This is a genomic window from Vibrio gangliei, assembly GCF_026001925.1.
Lineage (GTDB): Bacteria > Pseudomonadota > Gammaproteobacteria > Enterobacterales > Vibrionaceae > Vibrio > Vibrio gangliei.
The window spans coordinates 1,159,448-1,183,536 of record NZ_AP021869.1; the positions used below are offsets into that span (position 1 = coordinate 1,159,448).

Here is a 24,089-nt window from a genome sequence, read left to right on the forward strand (position 1 = left end):
AGTCCTTATTGGACAGATGAAAACAATAATGCCAGCAATGATGCTGGCATTATATTCTATCCAATATTTGTAGCGATTTAACTGAGTATTATCAATAATGTGCCGGCTAGCGTCATCAATATGTTGGCGATAGCATAAGTACCCGCATAGCCTAGCGCAGGAATCGTTGACTTCGCATAGTCGTTTACAATGTCCATGGCAGGTGCACAAGTACGCGCACCGATGATGGCACCGAATAATAGTGCTCGGTTCATTTTCAGAATATGAGCGCCAAATAAATAGGCCACGACAACAGGAAGCACGCTAATAATAAAGCTGACTCCAACAATTTTCAGACCCATTTGGCTAAGGTATTCCAGCATATTGGAACCGGCGCTTAAACCGATCCCAACCATGAATATCATTAATCCCAAGTCTTTTACCATGTTTAACGCGCCTTGTGGAACATAGCCAAAGGTAGGGTGGTTAGCTCGTAGGTAACCTAACGTGATACCTGAAATTAATAAACCAACCGCATTACCAAGGCCAAAAGTGACCTGACCGAAAGTCATGGTGATTAAGCCAAATAACAAGCCAATGATAAAGAAACTACAGAAAGCCAATAGGTCTGCGATTTGACTGTGAATAGAGATAAAACCAATTCGTTCCGCCAAGCCAAGCACGCGGCTCTTTTCACCACTGACTTGTAGAACATCACCTTTAGCCAATACGATGTTCAAATCCATCGGCATTTCGATTTGAGCACGCACTACACGGTTTAAGAAACAGCCGTATTCTGCGATGTTCAAATCCGATAATTTTTTACCTGCGATACTGTCACTTTTTACGACGATCTCTTCTTCTGCGATACGAAGGTCAAGCAGGTTACGGTCGAATACTTCTTTACCATTACGAAAACTTGGATCTAGGCGAGCGTGGCTGTCTGGGTAGCCTACAAGCGCAATTTCATCACCTAACTGCAAAATAGCATCACCATCAGGGTGTGCTAGGATGCCATTACGACGAATACGTTCGATGTAGCAACCGGTTTGACGGTAAATCCCTAGCTCACGTAAATTTTTACCACCCGTCCAATCAATCAACTCTTGTCCAACTCGGTAGGCACGAATAATTGGCAGGTAAACTTTTCTTTGACCTGCGCCACCAAGTCCACGCTCTTGAGCAATGCGCTGCGCTGAGTCACTTAAGTTTTCGCTTTGTAGTTTTGGTAATAATTTTGCGAATAAAATCATGCTGGTTAAGCCAATCAAATAGGATAAAGCGTAACCGACGGATAAATTATCCAAGACAGTAGAAAGCTGCATATTTTCAGGAATAGTGCCTAGCCCTGAGTTTAATGCATCCTGTGCGCCAACCAGAATCGGCGTTGAAGTCATGGAACCTGCCATGATGCCGGACGTTAGGCCAAAATCTAATCCAAAGAAATGCCCAAGGCTGTACGTGAGCGTTGTTGCTGTGGCTAAAACGATCAGACTCAAGAAGAAATAATGTTTACCATCACGGAAGAATATGCCAAAAAAGTTAGGGCCAGCCTCAATACCGACACAGTAAATAAACAGCATAAAGCCGATGGTTAACGCTTCAGCATTAAACACAAATCCTAGGTGCCCCATAAATAGGGCGGTAAGCAATACGCCAATGGAGTTACCCAATTGGAAATTACCAAAACGAATTTTACCAATCGACAATCCGATGGCGAGCACAACAAACAGCAATAAAATTGGGTTTTGGTTTAACAGCGCAGAGACGTCTATATTCACAGTATTTCTCAAGTGACGTTTATACAAGAATAGATCAAAGCCTGCTCCATACTGGCGAATATACGTGTCATCAATGACGCTAATGATCTAAAAGTCGGTGTTTAAAGTGCAAAGTGTATCGGATAAATTGACAAGAAATAAGAGAAAAAACGAAAAATGATGATGAAATTTTCACCTGTTAAGTTTTTACTTCAAAAAGATTTCAATATTGTTAATGTGCATAAAAAAACGGCCAGTAATTCTGACCGTTCTTAAGTCTTTATCAGCCAAATCTGACTGACGACAGCAATCTAATTAGCTGTATAAACCAAGGTTCTCTTTTGCGTATGCTTCAAACTCAGTAAAGCCACCCACGTGGTCTTGATCGACAAAAATTTGAGGCACAGTTTCAACTGGTTTACCTACAGTTTTTTCAAGATCCGCTTTAGTGATGCCTTCAGCGTTGATATCAACATAGCGGTAGTTGAAGTCATCACGTTCTTCTTTTAGTTTTTCTGCAAGTTCTTTAGCACGAACGCAGTATGGGCAAGCAGGGCGACCAAAAATAACGACAAACATAGTATTCTCCTTTGTTCTTAATGGCGTTAACTATGCCTGAAGTCAGAACGTTTTTAAAGGCGTGATTTAGTCATAAAAGGAATGATGAATAGCCTCTAGGACTAAAGCGCGTCTAGATTGGGTTTATCTTGTCGTAACGTGAATCTTTGAGTACATCCTTAACTCGCTTTAAGTTTTCACGAAAACCTGACCCTCGGCGTAGAGTAAAACCCGTTGCTAATACATCAATTACGACCATTTGTACGACACGACTTGCCATTGGCATATAAACATCAGTATCCTCTGGAACATCGAGTGTGATGGCTAAATCCGCCGCGTTTTCGAGTGGTGAATCTTTTGCTGTGATGGCAATAACCGTGGCACCATTTTCTCGCGCTAGGTGGGCGATTTCTACTTGGCTTTTGGTGCGGCCTGTATGAGAAATCAATACCACGACATCATTTTCCGTTGAATTAATGCAACTCATACGCTGCATAACGATGTCATCAAAATTCATGATAGGAATATTGAAACGAATGAATTTATTTTGAGCATCTTTGGCGACCGCTGAAGATGCACCGAGACCAAAGAAGGAAATTCGTTTGGCTTGAGTTAATAAGTCAACCGAGCGATTGATCTGAAATGGGTCAATGCTGTTTTTGGCCACATCAAGACACGCCATGGTCGATTCAAATATTTTGTGCGTATAAGCATCTGGGCCATCCGATTCTTCCACATTACGATTCACATAAGGCGTGCCGTTGGCCAAACTTTGTGCAAGATGAAGTTTGAAGTCAGGAAAACCTTTGGTATCCAGTCGACGACAAAATCGGTTAACAGTTGGCTCACTCACATCGGCAATTTTCGCCAAAGTGGCGATACTAGAATGGATCGCGGTTTGCGGCGCTTCGATAATCACTTCCGCGACTTTACGTTCTGATTTGCTGAAAATATCGAGGTTCTTTTGGATTTTTTCTAATATATTCATACTGCTCTCGAATCGATAGGGGCAAATTCTGCTTACTTTATTGGGTATGACACTGAGTATAACCACGACAGAATGGGATTGGATGTAGTGGAGTGATATTTTGTCGTGAGAATATGACAAAGCTCAAATTAAATTACAGTTTTGTAAGTATAAATTGAATTTATTGAACTTAAAAACGCTCAATCTGTAGTTTGATTCCCTGAAATCAGAAACAAAGTTACAGATTGAGCGTTATTTGACCCTTAGCTCTTTGAATTTTAGGTATTGGCTTCTAATTAGCAAGATAAAATCGACTCAGTCAGAGCGATAATTTTGGGTAAAACCACCGGGCTGGTTTGTGCTATCTGACGTTGTTCCTCAATGACAGAATGTAAAATGTCGCGTGTCGTCAGTGGGTTGGCTAATACAACACGAAAAACACTGGTTTCCATTCGATCCCATTGTTGTGGGGTTAATCGAGTACGAGAAACAAAAGACAGGCCGGTTTCCCTTTGTGTTTTTTGAATAAATTGCGTCAACTCGTTAAGAAGTTGATGCAATAGCTGTTTCTGATCTTGAGAAGCCAGTTGTAATGCTTGTTTGGTTTTTTCTGGTACATAACGGTAAGTGAGCAAGCACAATTCAGGTTCAGAGATGAGTTCGAAATCAGGCTGTCGTTTAATTAAATCTGCAAAATATTGTGCCTTTTCAATCCCTTGATCAATAAGTAATTCATAACCTGGTCGGCTAATAATGTGCATACTTGAATAGACAAGCATCGCCATCCCAGAACGGGAACCTTCAAGGGTATGCGAGCCCAGATCTTTCGAGCCTTTACGTAAAATATACTCTGCGTGATGCTCAATAGCGTGCATGGCTCTCGGGTCTTTAAATAACACCATGCCTGCGCCCATAGGGATGTACAGTTGTTTATGTGCATCAATCGTGACTGAATCCGCTTTTTCAATCCCATCGAGTAAATAGCGATGATTATTCGACATTAAGGTTGCGCCACCCCAAGCAGCATCAACATGGAAATGACAACCTTCGCGCTGAGCAATGTCTGCAATGGTATTGAGAGGATCAATGTTGCCAGTTTCCGTTGTGCCAGCCACACCAACAATGGCAAATGGTTTGATGTTCTTGGCTTTGAGTTCGGCAATTTTATCTTCTAATGCTTTTGGACAAATTCTGTTGTGTTCATCTGTTTTAACCGCAACCAAACTGTCACGGCCGATACCGAGAACATCGGCGGCTTTTTTCAAAGAATAGTGGCCACGCTCCGATACTAACACCGCCATACCTTGGTAGCCGTAGTGCATCATGGCCTTAAATAAGCCTTCTTCCTCTACTCCTTGGAATTCGCCATCCGCTTTTAAGGCATTATTGCGGGCTACCCACAAAGCCGTAATATTGGCAATCGTGCCACCTGAGCAAAAGGCACCAAGAGAATGTTCTGCACTGTGCATCCATTGCTGATAAAAATCATCGTTTTGGCTATAGATTAGCCGATGTAGCATACCTAAAACTTGTCGTTCTAAAGGCGTAAAGGCTTTAGAGGTTTCTATTTTGACTAAGTTTTGGTTGAGCGCGATCATAATCTTGGACAGTGGCATTAAAAAATAAGGTAATGCCGAAGTCATGTGGCCAATGAAACTAGGTGCTGAGGTGTGAACAGAATGAGACACGACAGTATCAAGCAAATGCTGAGTATGTTTTGAAACAAAAGTAGGGGATTCAGGAATAGCGGCATCGGAGAAATCTTTTTCAATTTCTGATAACGGTTTTTCTTCTGCAACGATGTGCTCTCTTAGAAACTCATTCAGATTTTGAGAGAGCTTTTGTTCGATGTGACCTAATGTTGAATCAGGTGCTTCTGGTACGGTAAAAATACGTAACAAACTCTCAAAATTGACATCTACAATTTTGTCATCAGATCCCATAACTCGATTTTCTTCTATTCAATGGATACAACAGCTGAGCGAGACAATTTAGCCTAAATTATCGTTCATGTCTCGCTCAAATAAGGCCGGTAGGTTGAAACGCTTATTGGCACTGAATCTTGTTAGCAGCCGCAACGGCTTGATTGTATTTATCGAGTGCAGGCTTGATGTTACTCGGATGGCTGAGTAAATCGGCGAAAGCTGAGCGTAATTCGTAGTTCTTTTCATTTGGAATGGATTGACGATCATCAAATGTCGCTTTCGCAATTGAACCTAATTCATCATCACGTTGGGATAGAGCTTTCACATCCACTTGAGTGAGTTTCAGCCAAGATTCAACTTGTTCATCAATAGCAACTTTTGCAGGCTCATTCTCAAGATAATAATCAACGGCGGCTCGATTAAGTTCAAAGTGGTGAGTCCTACCTTGTAAAAACCAATCACCCACTTCTTTTAATTCAGGATTTGAGTCGGTGGTGATAGAAACAAGATCTTGATACCAAGTTAACGAAGCATCGATATAAGCATCGTATTTTGAAACCAAACAGCGGGTATTGGTGGTGTTTGCCTCAATGGCTGACGCCGTATTGGTAACAGTGACAAGTGCTGCACTAAATAATAAAGCCAGAACCGATTTTTTCATTTTCTTTCCTTGATATGCACTTTCTACGAAAGGGAGCTAACAGTAGAACCTATGTTTACGTCTCATTAGTTATAGAGATACAAGTTATAGAGACATTAGTTTTATATAAAACATATTATACAAGTCGAACATGAACGTCAGCGCTCGATGTCACCCTTTGTCACTTTTCGTGGACATAAACTGTCTCAGTTTGTTAAGCGCCGAGTGAAACAAAAAATAGCATGAGTATTGGAACTAATAAGCTCAGGATAAAACCACTCACAATGGCAATAGGCACACACTTCACACCGCCTGTGTTTTGTATTACTGGAAGGGTGAAGTCCATCGCGGTTGCACCAGCATAACCTATGCTGGTACACGGATAACGTCGAATTAGCATCGGAATTGTAATTAACGCAACCAGCTCTCGTAGCAGTTCTAACATAAATGAGGCACCACCATAAACCGGTCCATAAGCATCACCCATGAGAATACCGGCTAATGAATACCAGCCAAAACCTGAAGACATCGCTAGAGCGTTGGTCATTGGAATATTCAAAATATAAGAAGCAATGATGCCTCCTACCCAAGACGTGACCACAATAATGGTGGCGATGATCATGCCTCGTTTATTCAGAATGATTTGTCGTAGCGTTAACCCACTGTTTCTTAATTGAATACCGATAAAGAACAACAAGAGAAGTAAAATTGATTCACTAATTTGTGCAATAAACGGAATGTGGAAAGGAACCAGCAAGCCGATCACTAATCCAGCCCCTACGACGACAATGAGTTTTGCCGATTCTAACGCCATAGCATAAATGGGTAATGAGGCGGCTTTTGAGTGTGCTTCAATCGGTAGCCATTTATCAACTAAGGGGAGAGCGGCAACGTTACAAGTACCAATACAGATAAAGAAGGTAAAAGTAAACAAAGCAATGGTTTGCAAGTTTGAGCCTAAGTTATCCAGTGAGGATAAACTCAATCCCATGAAAAATAAAATCACATAAATAAGGTATGAAACAGCCTTATTAATTTTTTGGTGCCAATCTTCATTTTTGAGAGTGATGAAGTAACCAAGCACGAGCGGCAGAAAAATCATAAATACGCCGGAATACATAAACACCTCAAAATTGATCGTAGAGAAATTGATGGGCTATCTTAATGATTTTGAGAATGAAAATCACCTCATTAAAAAAAGGAACGTCAAACTTTCATTGAAAATAAGAAGCTAAAAACGGCTTATTGATAGTCTTATTAAATATAAGGATATTTTTTGTCTCGATATAACTTTACGCTTTCATGACAAAAATGAGAAATTAATGCGATGCACATCTCGTTTTTGTCAGTCTTTTCTTACGCTGATGTGAGCTGTGTACTTACTTAATTTTTATCATGAAGTATCATTTATATTAGAGCGTGTTCATAGAAAATCGGTGAATGGATGTCTGGTTTTTATTCTCGCTCGCAAAAATATGGAAGTTATAACCACTTACGTCATCAACGCTCTTTGTCATTGAGAACGAATAGTTGTGTAAGCTGGTTTTTAAAACAATATGTCAGTTAGTGACGCTTGTGTATTGATCGGGGGGTTAAACATAAGTATGGAGGTTACACAATGGGCAGTAATATGGAACGGTCATTTTTGGAATATGTGACCAAGTTTGGCGCATTTCAAAAGCGTTCAATGTTTGGAGGTATTGGACTTTTTAGTGACGATGCTATGTATGCTTTGCTTTCGAATGATACGATTTTTATTCGTGGTGGTGAAGAGTTAGATGCCATCTTGAGTGAAAAGGGGTGTGAAAGATATAAGCATGTGAAAAAGCAGACCGTGGCAACCGTAAATTATTTTGATATCACACAACTGTTTTCAGAAAGAGATGCAGAGTTAGATGATATTGTTCAGCGTTCAATTGAACACTCTAAACAAGAACGAGCGTTTCAAAAATCCGCCGATAGCCGTAGATTACGAGACTTACCAAATATGCAGCTAACATTAGAGCGTATGGTGAAAAAAGCAGGCGTTCCAGATGTGAATACCTTTTTGCAGATGGGACCCGAAGATGTATTTAAAAAAGTCAAAGAAGTTTATGGCGGTGATGTTGATATCCGGTTGTTATGGAAGTTCGCCGGAGCCGTTGATGGTTGTCATTGGAAACTTATTCAAGAGCCTAGAAAGCAGCAACTTTTATCCAGTGTGCATCATTAAGATAGTCAAAGTGCAATTAAAAAGCCTCGTATTGTTATGAATGCGAGGCTTTTTTATATCTTATTTTTTAGTCATCTGCTCTATAACCGTCAATTATCTAAAAGTCAGTTAACAACGAAAATCCGTAAATAAAAACAATCTGTTAATAAAAGCAATCCGTTAATAAAAACAACCCGTTAATAAAAACAATCAGTTATCGATAAAATTAGACTCAATGCTAAGGATTGACGATTAAAAGTGATTAATAATTAAAGCGAGCCGTTACCATCACTTGATCGCCATAGATATAGTTCAGTTTACCTTCTAAGCCGATTGAGAAAAGTTCTGTTGCATGGAAGCGTCCAGAAATTGTACCGTACCATTCATCGGTATCGAGCTCGTTATTGATGGTGTAATAACCAACTTTACCACCGATTTCGAATTGTGGACCAAGCCATTGTCTAACACCTAAGTTCACTTCCATACCTGGATCATTATCGTACTTTTTACGGTCATCAACTAATTTGAAAAGCATTTCACCTGTTAGGTCAGCCCAGTTGTTAACCGGTGCGTGGAAACCCAAACCAGCGGATAGGTCGTAATCACTATCAAATTCAGAATCAAGTGACAAAATGGCGTGCGCGTTAGGGTGAATAGATTTACTAATACCAGCACCAAAGGTCATAGGGCTGAAACCGATACGAGCATCGATATAGTCGTAGTTGAAATTGCTCATGTTTGCAGCACTGGTATCGCTAGCGGCGAAAGCTGAGCTTGATGCTAGTAATAACCCTGTTAGAATCAAAGACTTGCGCATGTAAGAAAACCCTTTTCTTATGTGATCAATTATTGGCAATAATGCAAATACTCTTTACCGTAGAAGCAGTAGTGGCAATGATGTTGAGTATAAATGTCTGTAAGGCTCGATTTTCTCAGAAGTAGAGCCCTATGTAAATTAACAAAGTCACTATGAATATGATACAAGACGTATCAAAGTTGACGAATCGATGACATCTTAGCGTTATGATATGTCGATTGAAACATTGGTATCGTAATTTATATAGATGATAGGTGCTTAGTCGCACTCATTTTTATTTTTGAAGGATTAACATGAATAACGTGAAAAAGTTTGCTGCTATTGGTGGTTTTGTTGCTTTAGCTGCATGTTGGCCATTGGCGGTAGGGCAGTTTGCGCAAAATACTATTCAAAATGGTGTTGCTGAGCTTAATCAAGATGGAGTCCAAGTTGAATTGGTTCACTACGAGCGTGGCTATCTGTCTTCAACTGCACAAACGAAAATCAAAGTGATTGATCCACTATTAAAGCAACAGCTGCAAATGGATGGTTTGCCGACAGAGTTCGTACTTGATCATGATATCAGTCATGGCTTAATCAGTATTTCAACCGATACTAAGCCAGTTGACTATCAAACGCTGCCAATCGATATTCATTCTGTCACCTATTTTAATGGCTCAACGGCGTTAGATTTAACGAGTCAAAAAATGGCGTTTACCTTTGCCAACGATTTGAATTCGAAACTAGAATTTTCTCCTGCCAAGTTGAATGCTCACATAACTCGTTCTGGCGAAGTGGAGTTCAATTATCAGTTCGATGGTTTTAATGGTCACTTTAGCAGTGGAGAGTCGATTCTCATTGATGCAGCGAGTGGTTCTGGTCATGGTGAGAAAAAACAAGGGTTTTGGTTAGGGAAGCAAAACCTTGCCATGGGTGAGTTCAATATGATCGATGCTCAAGGCGAGAGTATGGTCAATATTCACCAATTTGATTATGAATTCAATACGCAAGAAAACTCGGCAGACAGTACGTTCTCAAGCCATCATAAGGTGACAGCAGACAGTGTGAATGTGAGTGATGAAACCGTGTCTGACTTAGCCTTAGATGCGTCTTTTAATAACTTGGATATTGCGGCATTTTCACAATTACTGAGTGTTTATCAGAATAAGGCTCAAGCGCCTAGCGCTGAAGATATGAAGCAGGCGATGAATTCAGTGGATGCCTTGTTTGCTAAAGGTTTCAACCTGTCGCTAAACGAGATGAAAGCATCCATCCGAGAGGGTAAATTTAATACAGATTGGAAATTGGATTTCCCAAAAACAGACAAGCAAGTTACTAAGAACCCGATGCAAATTTTGTCTTCTGTACAAGGTGGAGCGAATGCGTTTATTTCAAATGAGATGGTGAAACAATTCCCATTTATTCAGCCAGGGCTAGATGATCTTATGCGTCAAGGTGTTATGACACAACAAGCCGAGGGCTATTATATTAATGGCACCATTGAGTCGGGCAATGTGGTCTTTAAAGGTGGAAAATCTATGCCTTTACTGATGGTGATCGCACCGTTATTTCTATAATTACCGTTATTACTACAATTACCGTTATTTCTACAATTAGAAAAGACTGAAATTGTTTTATTTTCATCCTTAAGTCAGTAAAGAGGCCAAGTCGGCCTCTTTTTTTGTATTTATTCAAAAATGGCTTTTCTCAATCTGATAAAAAATGGTATTACTGTAGTTACATTTTTCTTAAACCCTTTATTTTAATCACGCAGGAGCAACATTGATCATGGAACCCGTCTATAACTTTAGTGCTGGACCAGCGAGTCTTCCAAAAGCCGTTATGCAGCAGGCGCAAAGTGAATTTTTAAATTGGAATGGTTTAGGCACGTCCGTTATGGAAATCAGCCACCGCAGTAAGCCTTTTTTGAAAGTAGCCGAAGAGGCGGAACAAGATTTACGTGATCTATTGTCTATTCCTGACAATTACAAAGTGTTGTTTTGCCAAGGCGGGGCGCGTGCACAATTTGCAGCGGTACCGATGAATTTACTCGGTGAAGCCAAAACAGCTGATTATATTGACGGTGGGTACTGGGCGGCAAGCGCAGTGGATGAAGCGCAAAAATATTGTCAACCAAACGTGATCAAAGCATCCACTGAAATTGATGGCAAAACGGCAATTCTTCCTGCTTCACAATGGCCTTTGTCTGAGCAAGCCGCTTATGTTCATTTTTGCCCAAATGAAACCATTGATGGCATTGAAATTAATGATTTACCTGTCACTGATAAGCCGATTGTTGCTGACATGTCTTCAACCATTTTATCGCGTGAGATTGATGTCTCTAAGTACGGTGTGATTTACGCCGGCGCACAAAAGAACATTGGTCCAGCGGGTTTATGTATTGTGATTGTACGAGATGATTTGTTGGATTTAGCTTGTAATGAGCTGCCGAGTATTTTGAATTACAAAGTGCTGTTTGAAAAAGAGTCGATGTTCAATACACCACCGACCTATGCATGGTACTTATCAGGGCTTGTGTTTAAATGGTTGAAATCCAATGGTGGTGTTGCCGCGATGGAAAAAGTAAACCGTGAAAAAGCGGCCTTACTTTATCAATGTATCGATGAGTCAGATTTTTACCGTAATAATGTGCATTCGAATAACCGTTCATTAATGAATGTGCCATTCCAACTAGCCAAACCTGAATTAGACGCGTTGTTTTTAGAGCAAGCAGAGGCTCGTGGTTTGCAAGCATTGAAAGGGCACCGTGCTGTCGGTGGTATGCGAGCTTCTATCTACAATGCAATGCCACTTGAAGGCGTACAAGCATTAGTGGACTTCATGAAAGAATTTGAAGCACAAAACGCTTAACAGACACTTAATAAGTGAAATAAAAGAAAACCCGTGACTTGTGAGAGTGACGGGTTTTTTATCGCTGTTTGTTAACTAACCTCAACGAAGGTTAACTAGCCTGCGAGTTAGATACGTTGATGTAAGCGATGATAGAGTCCACCTTGAGCTAACAGTTCAGAGTGGCTACCTTGTTCAACAATTTCGCCTTGTTCCATCAAACAAATCATATCCATTTGTTCTAAGCCGACTAAACGGTGTGTCACGAACACAACGGTTTTATTTTGACTATGTTGACTAAGCAATTGCATGATTTGTTGCTCAGTTTGTTTATCTAAACCTTCCGTTGGCTCATCCAGTAATAAAATGGGCGCATCGTGCAAAATTGCGCGTGCAATACCAATTCGGCGTTTCTCGCCACCGGATAATTGACGGCCACCATCTCCAAGCCAACTATCAAGACCTGAACCTTGGTTTAAGTGCTCAAGGCCAACCGCAGTAAGGAGTACAGATAATTCTTCATCTGTCGCATCAGGTTTAGCGAGATGTAAGTTGTCATTTAACGTGCCATTGAGAATATCCACGCGCTGGCTTACCACTGAAATGCTTTGGCGTAATCCTTTCTCTGTCCAATCGGTAATGGAGCAGCCACCAATATTCAGCGTGCCAGACGTTACGTCAAATTGGCGAGTGAGTAATTGTAATAGGGTCGATTTACCTGAACCCGTTTGCCCGACAATCGCCATTTTTTGGCCGGCTGAAAGAGATAGAGACACAGATTTGAGTGCATCAGCTTGGCTACCTTGATAGCGATAATGCACATTTTCCAATTCAATATCATAGTCGTTAGCACTTTCTGTGCCTGCTTCAGGAAATACTACATCCGGTGTCGCCGATAGCACTTCGTTTAAGCGGCGAGCCGATTCTAGGGTTTGACCTAAGTATTGGAAAGCGCCAGCGATTGGCATTAATAGTTCAAAACTTGCCATCGTTGCGAAAGCCATCATTGCTACCATTGGGCCTGGTGGTTGGCCATTGATACCATCCGCTGCCATCCAAATGATCAGAACTAAACTCCACCCGTTTGCCAGTAATAAGAGTGCGCTAGCTAAGCCGGTGTAGTGGGCGTTTTTCAGTTGATTTTCGATGAGGGCATCTTGGTGTTGATGTATCGCATCACGGTATTTTGGCTCTGCACCAAATAAAACCAACTCACTGTGGCCCTGAACCCAATCTAAAGTCGCGATACGTAATTTGGCTTTATTTTGCGTTAAGGTAGTGCCGTTTTGTTTACCCAGTTTGTAGAAAATGACCGGCCATAGCAGCAATAGTGCCAATAAAATACCACCAAGCGTTAACCCGATGGTCATATCAAACCAGCAAATAAACAGTGTAAGAGAAACAATCCCCAGCACGCCAACAATGATTGGGCTGATAAGGCGCAGATAAACATGGTCCATCGCGTCCACATCAGCCACAAGGCGATTGAGTAGGTCGGCATCGCGTAATTTAGAAAAACGCCCAGGGATAAGCGGGGTTAATTTCTTAAAGAAGAAAATGCGTAAGTCGGCAAGCAGTTTGAACGTCGCATCGTGACTGACGACGCGTTCACCCCAGCGACCAGCCGTACGAGCCATAGCTAGGCCACGAACGCCGCCACCCGGTAACATGTAGTTAAACGTTTCGCGCGCTATGGTTAAACCCGCTACTGCCGCTGCGGAGAGAAACCAGCCAGAGAGTGTTAACAGCCCAATCGAGGTGACTAAAGTGGCAAATGCCAAGAACATTCCCAGTGATAGGCTAAACCAATGTTTCTTATATAACTTGAGATAAGGTGCTAACTCACGCATCTAAATTCCCCTTATTCTCGATGTCGCTTTGAGCTTTAGACGACAGCATTCGAGCAAATAAACCTGAATCTTTAATCTCATCATATTGACCAGACTGAACGATTTGACCCGATTGCATTACCAGAATCTTTTCCACTTGTTGCAAATGATCTAACTGGTGGGTCACCATTAATGTGGTTTTACCTTGCGTATTGTCACTGATGGCTTTCGCAACCAGTTTTTCACTGTGTGCGTCTAAACTGGCAGTCGGTTCATCTAGTAGCCAGAATTGGCCATTTTGCAGCATGGCTCGTGCCAGTGCGAGTCGCTGTGCTTGACCAACCGATAGGCCACCAGAACGATCGCTAATGTGATAATCAAGGCCGTGGCTGGCAACAAATTCATCCGCAAAGGCATCGTGCAGCGCTTTTTTGACAGCGTCTTCAGAAATGGATTGTTGGCCGAGAACAATATTTTCATAAATGCTGCCGTTGATCAAAAGCGGGTTTTGTCCAACCCAACTGATATTTTGACGCCAGTTAGCCAGGTCGAGAAATTTCACTTCAACGCCATTGATCTGTAAAGAGCCTGTGTAAGGTAGAAAACCTAGAATCGCGTTGATTAAACTGGTTTTACCTGCGCCACTCGGGCCGACTAGCGCAGTGGTTTGATCGGCATCGATCGTAAATGAAATAGGGCCAACCAGTTTGGTTTTCTCTGAGCTAAAGACTTCTAGATTATCAGCGGTAATGGTCACTCGCTCTGGTGTTGGTAATGGTGTATGACCTGATTGAGCCGCTTCAACATCGGCATCTAAAAATTCCACGATACTTTCAGCTGCACCTAACGCTTGTGCTTTCGCGTGATAGAAAGTGCCAAGATCGCGCAATGGTTGGTAAAACTCAGGTGCAAGGATCAGGATAAATAACCCGGTGAACAACGTAATACCAGCACCGTAGTAACCGAAATTCAGTTCTCCGATGTAACTAAAACCAAAGTAAACGGCAGTGATAGCAATGGAAATTGAAGTGAAGAACTCTAAAACCGCCGAAGAGAGGAAGGCAATACGTAATACGTCCATCGTACTTTTACGTAATACTTCTGACGCACCACGCAGCAGCTCAGTTTCTGATTCTGCTCGGTGAAACAGTCGAATGGTGGTCATGGATTGTAGGCGATCATAAAAGTGACCAGACAAACGTTGCAGTGCTTTAAAGTTTTTCTTATTGGCGTCAGCCGCTTTCATGCCCACTAGCGCCATAAATAATGGTACGAGTGGGGCGGTGATTAAGAAGATCAGCCCGGCTGCCCAGTTGGATGGAAAGACCACCACTAAAATTAAGAAAGGAATGAAAACGGCCAACGACATTTGTGGCAAGTAGCGTGAGAAAAAGTCTTGCATTTCTTCCACTTGTTCAAGCAACAACGCCGCCCAAGTACCAGCAGGCTTTCCTTTAATATACGCAGGCCCAAGGTCACGAAGTTTATCCAAAATTTGCTGACGGATATAAATGCGAACTGCTTGACCACAACGGTAGCCAGCAATCTCACGCCCCCAAGTACACAATGCACGACCGGCAATCATGGCCGCTAAACCAATGAAAGAACTGATAAGCTGATGTTTATCGGTATGCTCGATTACAATGCTGTGCAGGATAGAGGCTAAAAACGCCGCTTGGCCGAGTAAAAATAGAGTTGAAAGAAGACCTAGTCCGATAGTGGCATAAAGCCAAGTTTTGGCCAGTTTACCTTGTTGTTTCAGCCATTTATTTAAATGACGTCTTTGCTGTTTATCCATGTAAGACTCTTTCCCCATTAGGGTGGAATTGGACAGGATGAGATCCTATGACCGCTTAAACAAACACTGTGGTCAGAGAAGATGCCAAGTTAGGCATAGCAGTGATATGACAAAGTCGGTCGGGTTTAGTTCAGCTTAACCATTGATATCATTAAGATGGTTCATCGGATTATATGAGTTCAGCTGAAAAAAGAGGGCATCAAATACCCTCTGTCATTGAATTATTTTGTTGTGTGTAAAGCGTCTAGATAACGCTCTGCATCTAAGGCAGCCATACAACCTGTACCTGCTGAAGTAATGGCTTGGCGATAGTTATGGTCCATCACATCACCCGCAGCAAAGATGCCTTCAATGCTAGTTTGAGTTGCGTTGCCTTCAAGACCCGATTTCACCACGATGTATCCATCTTTCATTTCAAGTTGACCTTGGAAAATTCCCGTATTTGGCTGGTGACCAATCGCAATAAAGGCACCCATTACATCGAGTGTTTCCACTGTGTCTGATTGAGTATCTTTAATTTTAACGCCGGTTACGCCCATTTCATCACCCACGACTTCTTCAAGCGTACGGTCTGTGTGAAGAACGATGTTGCCGTTATCAACTTTATCCATCAGGCGATTGATTAAGATTTTTTCAGCCCGGAAAGTGTCACGACGGTGAATCAAATGTACTTCAGAGGCGATATTAGATAAATATAATGCTTCTTCAACGGCAGTATTACCGCCACCAACAACCGCGACTTTTTGGTTACGGTAGAAGAAACCGTCACAAGTTGCGCAAGCTGATACACCGCGGCCTTTAAAAGCTTCTTCAGAATCTAGGCCAAGGTATTTGGCTGATGCGCCAGTTGAAATGATTAATGCATCACAGGTGTATTCGTTTGAGTCACCTTTTAATCGGAATGGACGTTGTGAAAAATCCACTTCGTTGACATGGTCAAAAATGATTTCGGTTTCAAAACGCTCTGCATGCTCTTTCATGCGCTCCATTAAGCCAGGACCGGTTAAGCCTTCCGCGTCACCAGGCCAGTTTTCAACTTCAGTTGTCGTGGTGAGCTGACCACCTTGTTGCATACCTGTCACAAGCACAGGTTTTAGATTGGCACGAGCGGCATAAACTGCTGCGGTATAACCTGCAGGACCAGAACCAAGGATCAGTAAATTACAATGCTTAACGTTGCTCATGAAAACTCCAACTTGAATGCGATAAGGTCAATAGATTGTGTCTGGATTGTATGGAAAATGTCGCATTAAAGAAAGTAATAGATGAGATTCGAGCTCCAATTTAGTGAGAAAAGTGGCAATCGAACAAATTTCTAGCAGGGTATGAGGCGAGGGCATTAAAAATGAAGTTGGCTTATCCAATAACTCACAGCTCTAGCTTATTTCGAGAGCCGTGAGTTTTGATTTAATCAGACTTTAAGCTCTAACCAGACTTTTGGATCTAATCAGAGAATGTCACTTCATAAGAGGTGAATTTACGAATGTTGATTACGCCAGTATCTAAGATAAGGTATTGACCCTTTATGCCTTGCAATATACCGCTCACGATAGGGTTTTTATCAAAGTTATGAGAGACAATCTTTTTGGGATGTTGTTCAACGGGATATTCAATTGGCGTGATGTTGGTTGAAAGTACTTCAATCGCATCTTCACCAAATTGTTGCTTTATCTCTGCAATAGTGGGTTCAACTAATGGCAGTAATTCAGCGAAATGCTGTTCAAGGGGAAGATCATCGCCATCTTCTTTTAATAAGGTGCGCCAGTTGGTTTTATCCGCGATATGTTTAGCAAGCTCAACTTCAATTAAGCCTGAAATATGGCGGGTTTTCACTTTGAATATTGGTAAACCCTGAGTCGCGCCTTGATCGACCCAACGCGTTGGTATTTGAGTGTGACGAGTTATGCCGACTTTTAAACTCGAAGTATTCGATAAGTAGACATAATGGTCGACCATACAATTGGCTTCACCCCATTCAGGTTCACGGCATGTTCCCTGATCGTAATGGCAGGTTTCTGGTTTCATAATGCACATATCGCAACTGGCGAGTTTTTTCATGCACACAAAGCAATGCCCTTGGGAGTAACTTTTTTTAGTTTTCTTACCACAAGCGCTGCAAAAAATATTACCTGTGTGTGTAAGCGTAATACTGCGACCGATATATGGATTAAGTGCTACGGATTGTTCACCGATGGGAATGGCATATTGAACTTGATTGCCATTGTCGACAGTAAATTCAGAGCGTAATTTTTGAAGCGTTCCAGTGATGTTTAGTGACATGCTTTTTTGCCTATGGTCAGCTGACCTTTGTTGTATGTGTTTTTGTGTAGTCTATCTAAATTTCTTTTCCCTTTGTACCTGTTGATATAGGAATCAGTTATAAACGCATTGCTGTGTAAAATTGAACAAATATTCACCATAAAATGCATTGTATGGGAGTTTCACCACAGAGAAACCTATAAAATGTTGTATTAGTTATTTTGCATTGGATAATAACAATATTGCCAATAAGCCTTTAGTGGTAATTTGAGTAGGGTGGTTAGTATGGCAAAAAATGAAAAATCGAATGGACAATCAATGTTGAATAAAACTTATATCAAAATTGTATTGGTGCTCTTTATCGTCAATATTGTACTTGCAGGCTTTTACTTCACGGTTGGGCAAAATAAAACATTGACCATTTCACCAGACAAGTTCAACTACAAAGTCGCGTCAGATCAAGTCGTCGGGGGGCGAAGCCAAGCTCGTTTAATTATTGATCAAGATAAAGCTATTATGTCGTGTACTTTAATAGCAAGTGACTATGCGTGGCCATATTGTGAAATCACCATTAATTTAACTGACGATATTAAAAATGGGCTCGACTTATCGAGTTTTGACCGCGTGTTTTTAGATATTGATTATCAAGGACCTCAATCAGGAACGGAACGTGTACGAGTGAATGTTCGTAATTTTGAACCAACCGTATTCAATCAAAAAGATGATAACACACTGAAATATAATGGTATTGAGTACCACCCTGGTTTTGGTATGGGTGGGAAAGATATTGGCTTTGATAAGTTTCAAGTGCTGACGTGGTGGCTGTTTGATTACAATGTGCCGATCGAAGAATCCGGTGTGAAACTCGATAATGTGCCCATGATCCAAATTGCCACGGATTCGGGTTCTGTTATGGGCACACATACCATTACCGTCAATAAGATCATTTTTAAAGGACAGTATTTAAAACCTCGTTGGTTCGCGTACAGTCTGCTTGCAATCTGGGTAATCGCAGCTTTGACTTTCTTGGTGTATGAATTGCTTCACTCTCGCCAGAGAATGCAAAAAATCGTCGCTCACGCCAAACATTTGGATCAATTGAATCAAGATTTAGAAAGTAAATATACGGAAGTATCTGCACTCGCCGTGACGGATGAGTTAACCGGTGCGATTAACCGATTTGGTATTCGTGATTGGTTGGACAACGTCAGTCGACGAGTACGTTGGGGAACGGCTAAACTGTCGATTATTTATGTCGATTTGGATCATTTTAAAGCGATTAACGATACCTTTGGTCACAATGTTGGTGATTTGATTTTACGTGAGTTTGTACGCCTGATTCACGAGCAGTTGCGGGATGATGATCAATTGGTACGTTGGGGTGGTGAAGAATTTATTATTTTCTGTCCTAATGCTCCTTTGGAAGGGGCAACAAGATTAGCTGAACGTATTCGACAGGTTGTAGAGCAACACCAGTGGCCTGAAATTGGATCGTTGACTTGCAGTTGTGGCGTTACGGAAATGGTATCTGGAGAAAATGCTATTGAGATGACAGCGCGTGCCGATGAAGCATTATACAAAGCAAAAAATAATGGTCGAAACCGTGTAGAGGTAATGTTGAAACTGGCTTAACAGTTCAGTTATTCGGCTTCTTTTATTTCCCAAATGGGCTTGATTGGACCTAAAAATTTCGGCTGAGAATGCAGAATATACAAGTCTAAGAAAGCCTTGCTGCGGGCAAACACTTCTCTAATCCGAATACTCAATCCCGATGAATCTTGAGGTCCAGGCACAGCAAGACATTGCGCATTAATGTGATGATAGCGTGCAATGTATAGCGCTCGTTCACAGTGAAAATCTTGCGTAATGATCAAAAAATGGTTGGCAAGAAAGATTTCTTTGGCGCGGATAATTGAATCGAGTGTACGAAACCCTGCGTAGTCGAGATGAATGTTTTCTTCTTTTATGCCAGCTTTTAATAGATCACGCTTCATTGTCCAAGGCTCATTATAAGAACGATGGGCATTATCACCACTGAGTAAGAAGTTTTTTACTTTGCCTTGTTGGTGCAGTTCAATCGCGGCATTAATACGGTGTGAGTAATAGGTGTTGAGAGTATGGCCTATGTATTTACTGGTACCCAATACCAAGCCAACATCGTATTTAGGCACATTAGCGATGTCATGGTAGATAGAACTGCGTGTTTGCCAACTGATAATTCGATCAATCAGGACAATCGTACTTGCAAAGACCACAAACAGAATAGCTACCACCGTTAAACTGCGCGTGAGCCATTTCATGATGAGTTGACGTCGGAGTGGGGAGCTAGACATAGTATGGACGCTTAATTCCTCAGACATGCGTAGCGATGCCGAGTAATATTGTGAATGGTAAACAAAAAAAAGAAGGTATTTTTTGTGTGTTCATCATGTGCGTTTCCATGTCATGTCGATTGTGCGTCTTGCTGAAAGCGTGTTTTGATAATAACAGTCAAACCGAAGAGTGAAAAATAAAAAAGCCCACTTTAACAAAATATCAAAGTGAGCTTACAGAGCATTGTCATTTTTGTTTGATTTTCAAACAGATCAGACTTTATTAGAAAGCGGTTCGTTTATAGCGACGATATTCTGGTTGCCAGAAACCGTTATCAATCGCAGCTTCAATCGCTTCATCAGTAATGGAAAGCGCCACACCTTGCTCAATGGCTTTCTTGGCGACAGCAAAGGCAATTTTCTTAGAAACCGAATGAATTTCTTCCAATGGTGGCAACAACGCCCCTCTGCCTTTTAAAGCAAGTGGAGAGCAAGTTGCTAATGCTCGGCTTGATTCCATCAACATTTCGTCCGTTACGCGAGAAGCCGATACAGCCAGCACGCCAAGACCGATGCCTGGGAAAATATAACTATTGTTACATTGAGCGATTGGGTAATCTTTGCCTTCATATTTCACCGGCGTAAATGGGCTTCCTGTGGCAATTAACGCTTTACCTTGTGTCCATTCAAAGATGTCCTGCGGCGTACCTTCAACACGGCTAGTAGGATTCGATAATGGGAAGATAATAGGGCGCTCACAATGTGCGTGCATGGTTTCAATCACTTCTTGACTGAATAAACCTGGTACACCAGATACGCCAATCAATACCGTTGGTTTCGCATTACGCATCACATCCAGCAATGAATAGCCTTGCTCTTCGCCTTCCCAATGTTCAAGGTTGCTGTCTTCTTGCACTAACTTTTGTTGGAAATCGAGAAGGTTTTTCATGCCTTGTTGTAATAGACCCCAGCGATCCACCATGTAGACTTGAGAACGTGCTTGTTTATCGGTTAATCCTTCTGACACCATTTGCGCAATAATGGCTTCGGCAATACCACAACCGGCTGAGCCAGCACCCACAAAGGTGATGCGTTGTTCGGATAATTTACTTCCTGCTGCATGACAAGCCGCAATTAACGACCCTACCGTGACCGCCGCCGTCCCTTGAATATCATCATTAAAGCAGCAGAACTTGTCTTTATAACGCTCAAGTAATGGCATGGCATTTTTCTGAGCAAAGTCTTCAAACTGAATGAGAGCATCAGGCCAGCGGCGTTTAATTGCTTGCATGAAGTCTTCAACAAATTTGTCGTATTCAGCACCAGTAATTCGCGGATGACGCCACCCCATATACATAGGATCCGCGAGACGTTGTGGGTTGTTAGTACCGACATCGAGAACAATCGGCAGGGTGTAAGCAGGGCTAATACCACCACAAGCGGTATATAAAGATAACTTACCAATAGGGATACCCATGCCGCCGATGCCTTGATCGCCTAAGCCAAGAATACGCTCACCATCGGTAACGACGATAACTTTCACGTTTTGGCTGGTGGCATTGTTCACCAGGTCATCAATGCGGTCGCGGTTTGGGTAAGAGATAAAAAGCCCACGGCCACGGCGATAAATGTTGGAGAAGTTCTCACATGCAGCGCCAACCGTTGGGGTATAGATGATTGGCATCATTTCTGAGATGTGGTTTTGCACTAAGCGGTAGAACAGCGTTTCGTTGGTGTCTTGAATATTGCGTAGATAGATATGCTTATCCATATCGCTTTCAAACGCTTTATATTGCAGATAGGCACGTTCAACTTGCTCTTGGATGGTTTCAGTCGCTTCCGGCAAAAGGCCTTCGAGATTAAATTCTTTTCTTTCTTCAAAAGTAAAACCACTACCTTTATTAAGCAGCGGTGTTGCCATTAAAACAGGACCAGCGTAGGTGATGTACAGGGGACGTTTATCGTTATTCATTAGCAGACTCTTATTTTCAACGTGCAGAATGAGAAAAACATAGTATAGGGTAATAATAAATTGCTTCTAATAATTGTAAACAATCTTTCCCAAATGTTTGGCTTTAGTGCACAGAATTGAAAGGTAAGAATAGAAGGGGTAATGGTAAAGAGTTAGAGAAATGATTAACTATTGTTCTGTTTTGAATGATTTTATCATTTTGAATAAGCTGAAATTTGATATTTTATTCCGATACAATTTTTTTAAATTTTGTATACATTTATGTCGGTTTTGATGTTTCGATCTCGCTCATAACGTTATTGGTAAGTAGTTTTTGGTAGTGTTTCAGCGCTTTTTTTGCCTGTTTAGGCGCATTTAATTGCATGCGTTGATAGTGTGTTAGGGTTTTGTTTAAGTAGCGATTTGCTATTGCGAGTTGTGTTGCGTCTGAGGCCTGCCAAATGTGGTGACCAGCAGGGGATATCGTATTTGATGAATCGACAGGGGCTTGTTGAGAAACAAACATCACTTCATAGAAACGACCTTTATCTTCTACCAACTTTTCTTCAATAAGGCTCATATTCATCTTAATTAATGCATCCCGTAACAAAAATTGTTGGTAAACCGGACATAATAAAAAGTCGATATCGAGATGAGAAAACTGCTGATGTAAAGCATGCACCATATCTGTCATTAAATCGCCACCGACACCGGCAATAATCACTAACTGTTTTCCTTGGTATTGAGATAAAGCAAGCGTCGTCACATCTTGACATTGAGTTGTCCATTGCGACGGTGAATTAGGGAAGAATTGCTCAAGCCGTTGGGTAAGATCGGCTATCAAGGTCGGAACAATATCGACAAAATGAATGTATGGCGCAGCTTGACGCTCTAATAATGCGGCGCCCAAAAATCCGTGGTCACAGCAACAATCCCAAATATGCTGGTAACGAGTTGGGATCATTTGTTCGATATGCTGTAAACGTTGGCTTAATTTCATGATGTCAGTTGAATGCTATTTTCTGCTTTTATTGCAGGTAACTTAAAGGCGCGACATTGTAATGGAATGTTATGCTCTCTGTCATAACATTTATCTAGCGAGGTTAGGAGGAAGAATGATCAAACAAGTCGGGAGCACACCGATTTTACTTAAGCACAAAGCAACCTGCCATTGCGGTACGGTTGAGTTGGAACTCACTTTACCGAATGGCATTGAAAAGCCACGCCGTTGTGATTGTTCGTTTTGCCGTCGTCGAGGTGCCATTGCGGCATCTGTGACACTGGATAATTTGAAGATAGTCAAAGGGCATGAAGCGCTTCGTCTTTATCAATTTAATACGGGCACAGCAAAACATTATTTTTGTTCTATATGTGGTATTTATACTCATCATCAGCGACGTTCAGATCCTAGTGAGTACGGTTACAATGTGGGTTGCCTTGAGGGTGTGAATCCATTTGATTTGGGCGATATTGAAACTAGTGATGGCGTAAACCATCCGGCCGACCGTAAATAGATTTTCAGAAAAAGGATAGGTTATGACAAATCAAACGGCGACAAAATGGATACCAGCGGCTTTGCTGGGTTTCTTTGTGTGTATTGGTTTAGCCATTTTAGGCTATCAATTATCGTCTGCAGCGATTGCTTATAAACAGTTTGAACGCAGCGTGACAGTGAAAGGGCTGGCGGAAAAAGAAGTCACTGCAGATGTAGTGATTTGGCCGATTCAGTTCACTCTAGCCACTAATGACCTGCAAGAGCTGTATAACCAAGTAGATAGAAATAGTGAAAAAATTAAAGCGTTTTTACTTCTTAAAGGCGTTTCACCTGAAGAGATGAGCTTTAGTGCGCCTAATATTACCGACAAATCCGCACAGCAATGGGGCGACAATTCTCGCGCCGAGTTTCGTTATTCTGCTAATCAAACCGTGACCGTGTATTCGCATAAAATTGATGTGGTACGCAATGTGATGGCAGAAATGTCGGAGTTAGGTAAGCAAGGCATTGTATTTAGCGGTGACAGTTACGCTACTCAGCCAGAATACATTTACACCAAATTGAATGATATTAAGCCTGCGATGGTAGAAGAAGCGACAAAAAATGCGCGAGTGGTAGCGGAGAAATTTGCCAAAGACTCTGATAGTCAGTTAGGCAAAATTAAACGTGCTTCTCAGGGGCAATTCACCATCTTGCCACGTGATAAAAACACGCCTTATATCAAGAAAATACGTGTAGTTTCAACGGTACAATATTACTTATCTGATTAATTTAAAAAT

The 24,089-nt window shown here is 41.6% G+C and carries 20 protein-coding genes; 6 read left to right on the top strand and 14 right to left on the bottom strand.

What is annotated here, in order from left to right:
• Nucleotides 1-77: 77 nt before the first annotated feature.
• From Vgang_RS05265 to Vgang_RS05290, 6 genes are all read right to left on the bottom strand, one after another.
• Complete coding sequence (locus Vgang_RS05265; RefSeq protein WP_105902718.1) at nt 78-1,760, bottom strand: aspartate:alanine antiporter; 1,683 nt, start codon at nt 1,758-1,760, stop codon at nt 78-80.
• Nucleotides 1,761-2,054: 294 nt separating this feature from the next.
• Nucleotides 2,055-2,318, bottom strand: a complete 264-nt coding sequence (locus tag Vgang_RS05270) for a GrxA family glutaredoxin (RefSeq protein WP_105902717.1) — start codon at nt 2,316-2,318, stop codon at nt 2,055-2,057.
• A 112-nt stretch (nt 2,319-2,430) separates the two neighbouring features.
• Nucleotides 2,431-3,285 carry a MurR/RpiR family transcriptional regulator gene (locus Vgang_RS05275; RefSeq protein ID WP_105902716.1) on the bottom strand — a complete coding sequence of 285 codons (855 nt, stop codon included), beginning with the start codon at nt 3,283-3,285 and terminating at the stop codon, nt 2,431-2,433.
• Between the two features lie 275 nt (nt 3,286-3,560).
• Entirely contained in the window at nt 3,561-5,207 is a 1,647-nt protein-coding gene (gene panP, locus Vgang_RS05280) for a pyridoxal-dependent aspartate 1-decarboxylase PanP (protein WP_105902715.1), read from the bottom strand.
• Between the two features lie 103 nt (nt 5,208-5,310).
• Nucleotides 5,311-5,850: a hypothetical protein gene (locus Vgang_RS05285; protein WP_105902714.1), complete on the bottom strand. Its 540-nt coding sequence runs from the start codon at nt 5,848-5,850 to the stop codon at nt 5,311-5,313.
• Between the two features lie 193 nt (nt 5,851-6,043).
• Nucleotides 6,044-6,949 (bottom strand): lysine exporter LysO family protein, encoded by a 906-nt coding sequence (locus Vgang_RS05290; RefSeq protein ID WP_105902713.1) that lies wholly within the window; start codon nt 6,947-6,949, stop codon nt 6,044-6,046.
• A 498-nt stretch (nt 6,950-7,447) separates the two neighbouring features.
• On the opposite strand from Vgang_RS05290, the gene Vgang_RS05295 reads away from it, so the two are divergent.
• The gene (locus tag Vgang_RS05295; protein ID WP_105902712.1) at nt 7,448-8,041 is read left to right on the top strand and encodes a TfoX/Sxy family DNA transformation protein; all 594 of its coding nucleotides are present in this window, start codon (nt 7,448-7,450) and stop codon (nt 8,039-8,041) included.
• 241 nt (nt 8,042-8,282) lie between these two features.
• Here Vgang_RS05295 and Vgang_RS05300 read toward each other — a convergent pair whose 3' ends face one another.
• On the bottom strand, nt 8,283-8,837 hold the full coding sequence (locus Vgang_RS05300; protein ID WP_105902711.1) for a hypothetical protein: 555 nt from the start codon (nt 8,835-8,837) through the stop codon (nt 8,283-8,285).
• A 293-nt stretch (nt 8,838-9,130) separates the two neighbouring features.
• Between Vgang_RS05300 and Vgang_RS05305 the strand changes: the two genes are divergently transcribed.
• On the top strand, nt 9,131-10,393 hold the full coding sequence (locus Vgang_RS05305; RefSeq protein ID WP_105902710.1) for a DUF945 family protein: 1,263 nt from the start codon (nt 9,131-9,133) through the stop codon (nt 10,391-10,393).
• 211 nt (nt 10,394-10,604) lie between these two features.
• Complete coding sequence (gene serC / locus Vgang_RS05310) at nt 10,605-11,687, top strand: 3-phosphoserine/phosphohydroxythreonine transaminase (protein ID WP_105902709.1); 1,083 nt, start codon at nt 10,605-10,607, stop codon at nt 11,685-11,687.
• Nucleotides 11,688-11,794: 107 nt separating this feature from the next.
• Here the strand turns inward: serC and cydC are convergent, their stop codons facing one another.
• From cydC to Vgang_RS05330, 4 genes are all read right to left on the bottom strand, one after another.
• On the bottom strand, nt 11,795-13,516 hold the full coding sequence (gene cydC, locus Vgang_RS05315) for a heme ABC transporter ATP-binding protein/permease CydC (RefSeq protein ID WP_105902708.1): 1,722 nt from the start codon (nt 13,514-13,516) through the stop codon (nt 11,795-11,797).
• Entirely contained in the window at nt 13,509-15,293 is a 1,785-nt protein-coding gene (gene cydD / locus Vgang_RS05320; protein WP_105902707.1) for a heme ABC transporter permease/ATP-binding protein CydD, read from the bottom strand. The genes cydC and cydD overlap by 8 nt, the downstream gene beginning before the upstream one ends.
• 221 nt (nt 15,294-15,514) lie before the next feature.
• Nucleotides 15,515-16,477, bottom strand: coding sequence for a thioredoxin-disulfide reductase (trxB, locus tag Vgang_RS05325; protein WP_105902706.1), 963 nt, complete (start codon nt 16,475-16,477; stop codon nt 15,515-15,517).
• A gap of 259 nt (nt 16,478-16,736) precedes the next feature.
• Nucleotides 16,737-17,573 (bottom strand): DUF2797 domain-containing protein, encoded by an 837-nt coding sequence (locus Vgang_RS05330; protein ID WP_105902705.1) that lies wholly within the window; start codon nt 17,571-17,573, stop codon nt 16,737-16,739.
• 264 nt (nt 17,574-17,837) lie between these two features.
• Between Vgang_RS05330 and Vgang_RS17065 the strand changes: the two genes are divergently transcribed.
• Nucleotides 17,838-19,184, top strand: a complete 1,347-nt coding sequence (locus Vgang_RS17065) for a GGDEF domain-containing protein (protein ID WP_105902704.1) — start codon at nt 17,838-17,840, stop codon at nt 19,182-19,184.
• 8 nt (nt 19,185-19,192) lie between these two features.
• Here Vgang_RS17065 and Vgang_RS05340 read toward each other — a convergent pair whose 3' ends face one another.
• The 3 genes from Vgang_RS05340 to Vgang_RS05350 all read right to left on the bottom strand — a co-directional run bounded on the left by Vgang_RS05340 (nt 19,193) and on the right by Vgang_RS05350 (nt 22,815).
• Nucleotides 19,193-19,885 carry a SanA/YdcF family protein gene (locus Vgang_RS05340; protein ID WP_105902703.1) on the bottom strand — a complete coding sequence of 231 codons (693 nt, stop codon included), beginning with the start codon at nt 19,883-19,885 and terminating at the stop codon, nt 19,193-19,195.
• Between the two features lie 262 nt (nt 19,886-20,147).
• A complete protein-coding gene (locus tag Vgang_RS05345) occupies nt 20,148-21,836 on the bottom strand; it encodes an NAD-dependent malic enzyme (RefSeq protein WP_105902702.1) in 1,689 nt (562 codons plus the stop codon).
• A 259-nt stretch (nt 21,837-22,095) separates the two neighbouring features.
• Complete coding sequence (locus Vgang_RS05350; protein WP_105902701.1) at nt 22,096-22,815, bottom strand: tRNA (adenine(22)-N(1))-methyltransferase; 720 nt, start codon at nt 22,813-22,815, stop codon at nt 22,096-22,098.
• A gap of 115 nt (nt 22,816-22,930) precedes the next feature.
• Here Vgang_RS05350 and Vgang_RS05355 point away from each other — a divergent pair, with 115 nt between their 5' ends.
• Complete coding sequence (locus tag Vgang_RS05355) at nt 22,931-23,329, top strand: GFA family protein (protein ID WP_105902700.1); 399 nt, start codon at nt 22,931-22,933, stop codon at nt 23,327-23,329.
• A gap of 22 nt (nt 23,330-23,351) precedes the next feature.
• Complete coding sequence (locus Vgang_RS05360) at nt 23,352-24,080, top strand: SIMPL domain-containing protein (RefSeq protein WP_105902699.1); 729 nt, start codon at nt 23,352-23,354, stop codon at nt 24,078-24,080.
• Nucleotides 24,081-24,089: the final 9 nt, after the last annotated feature.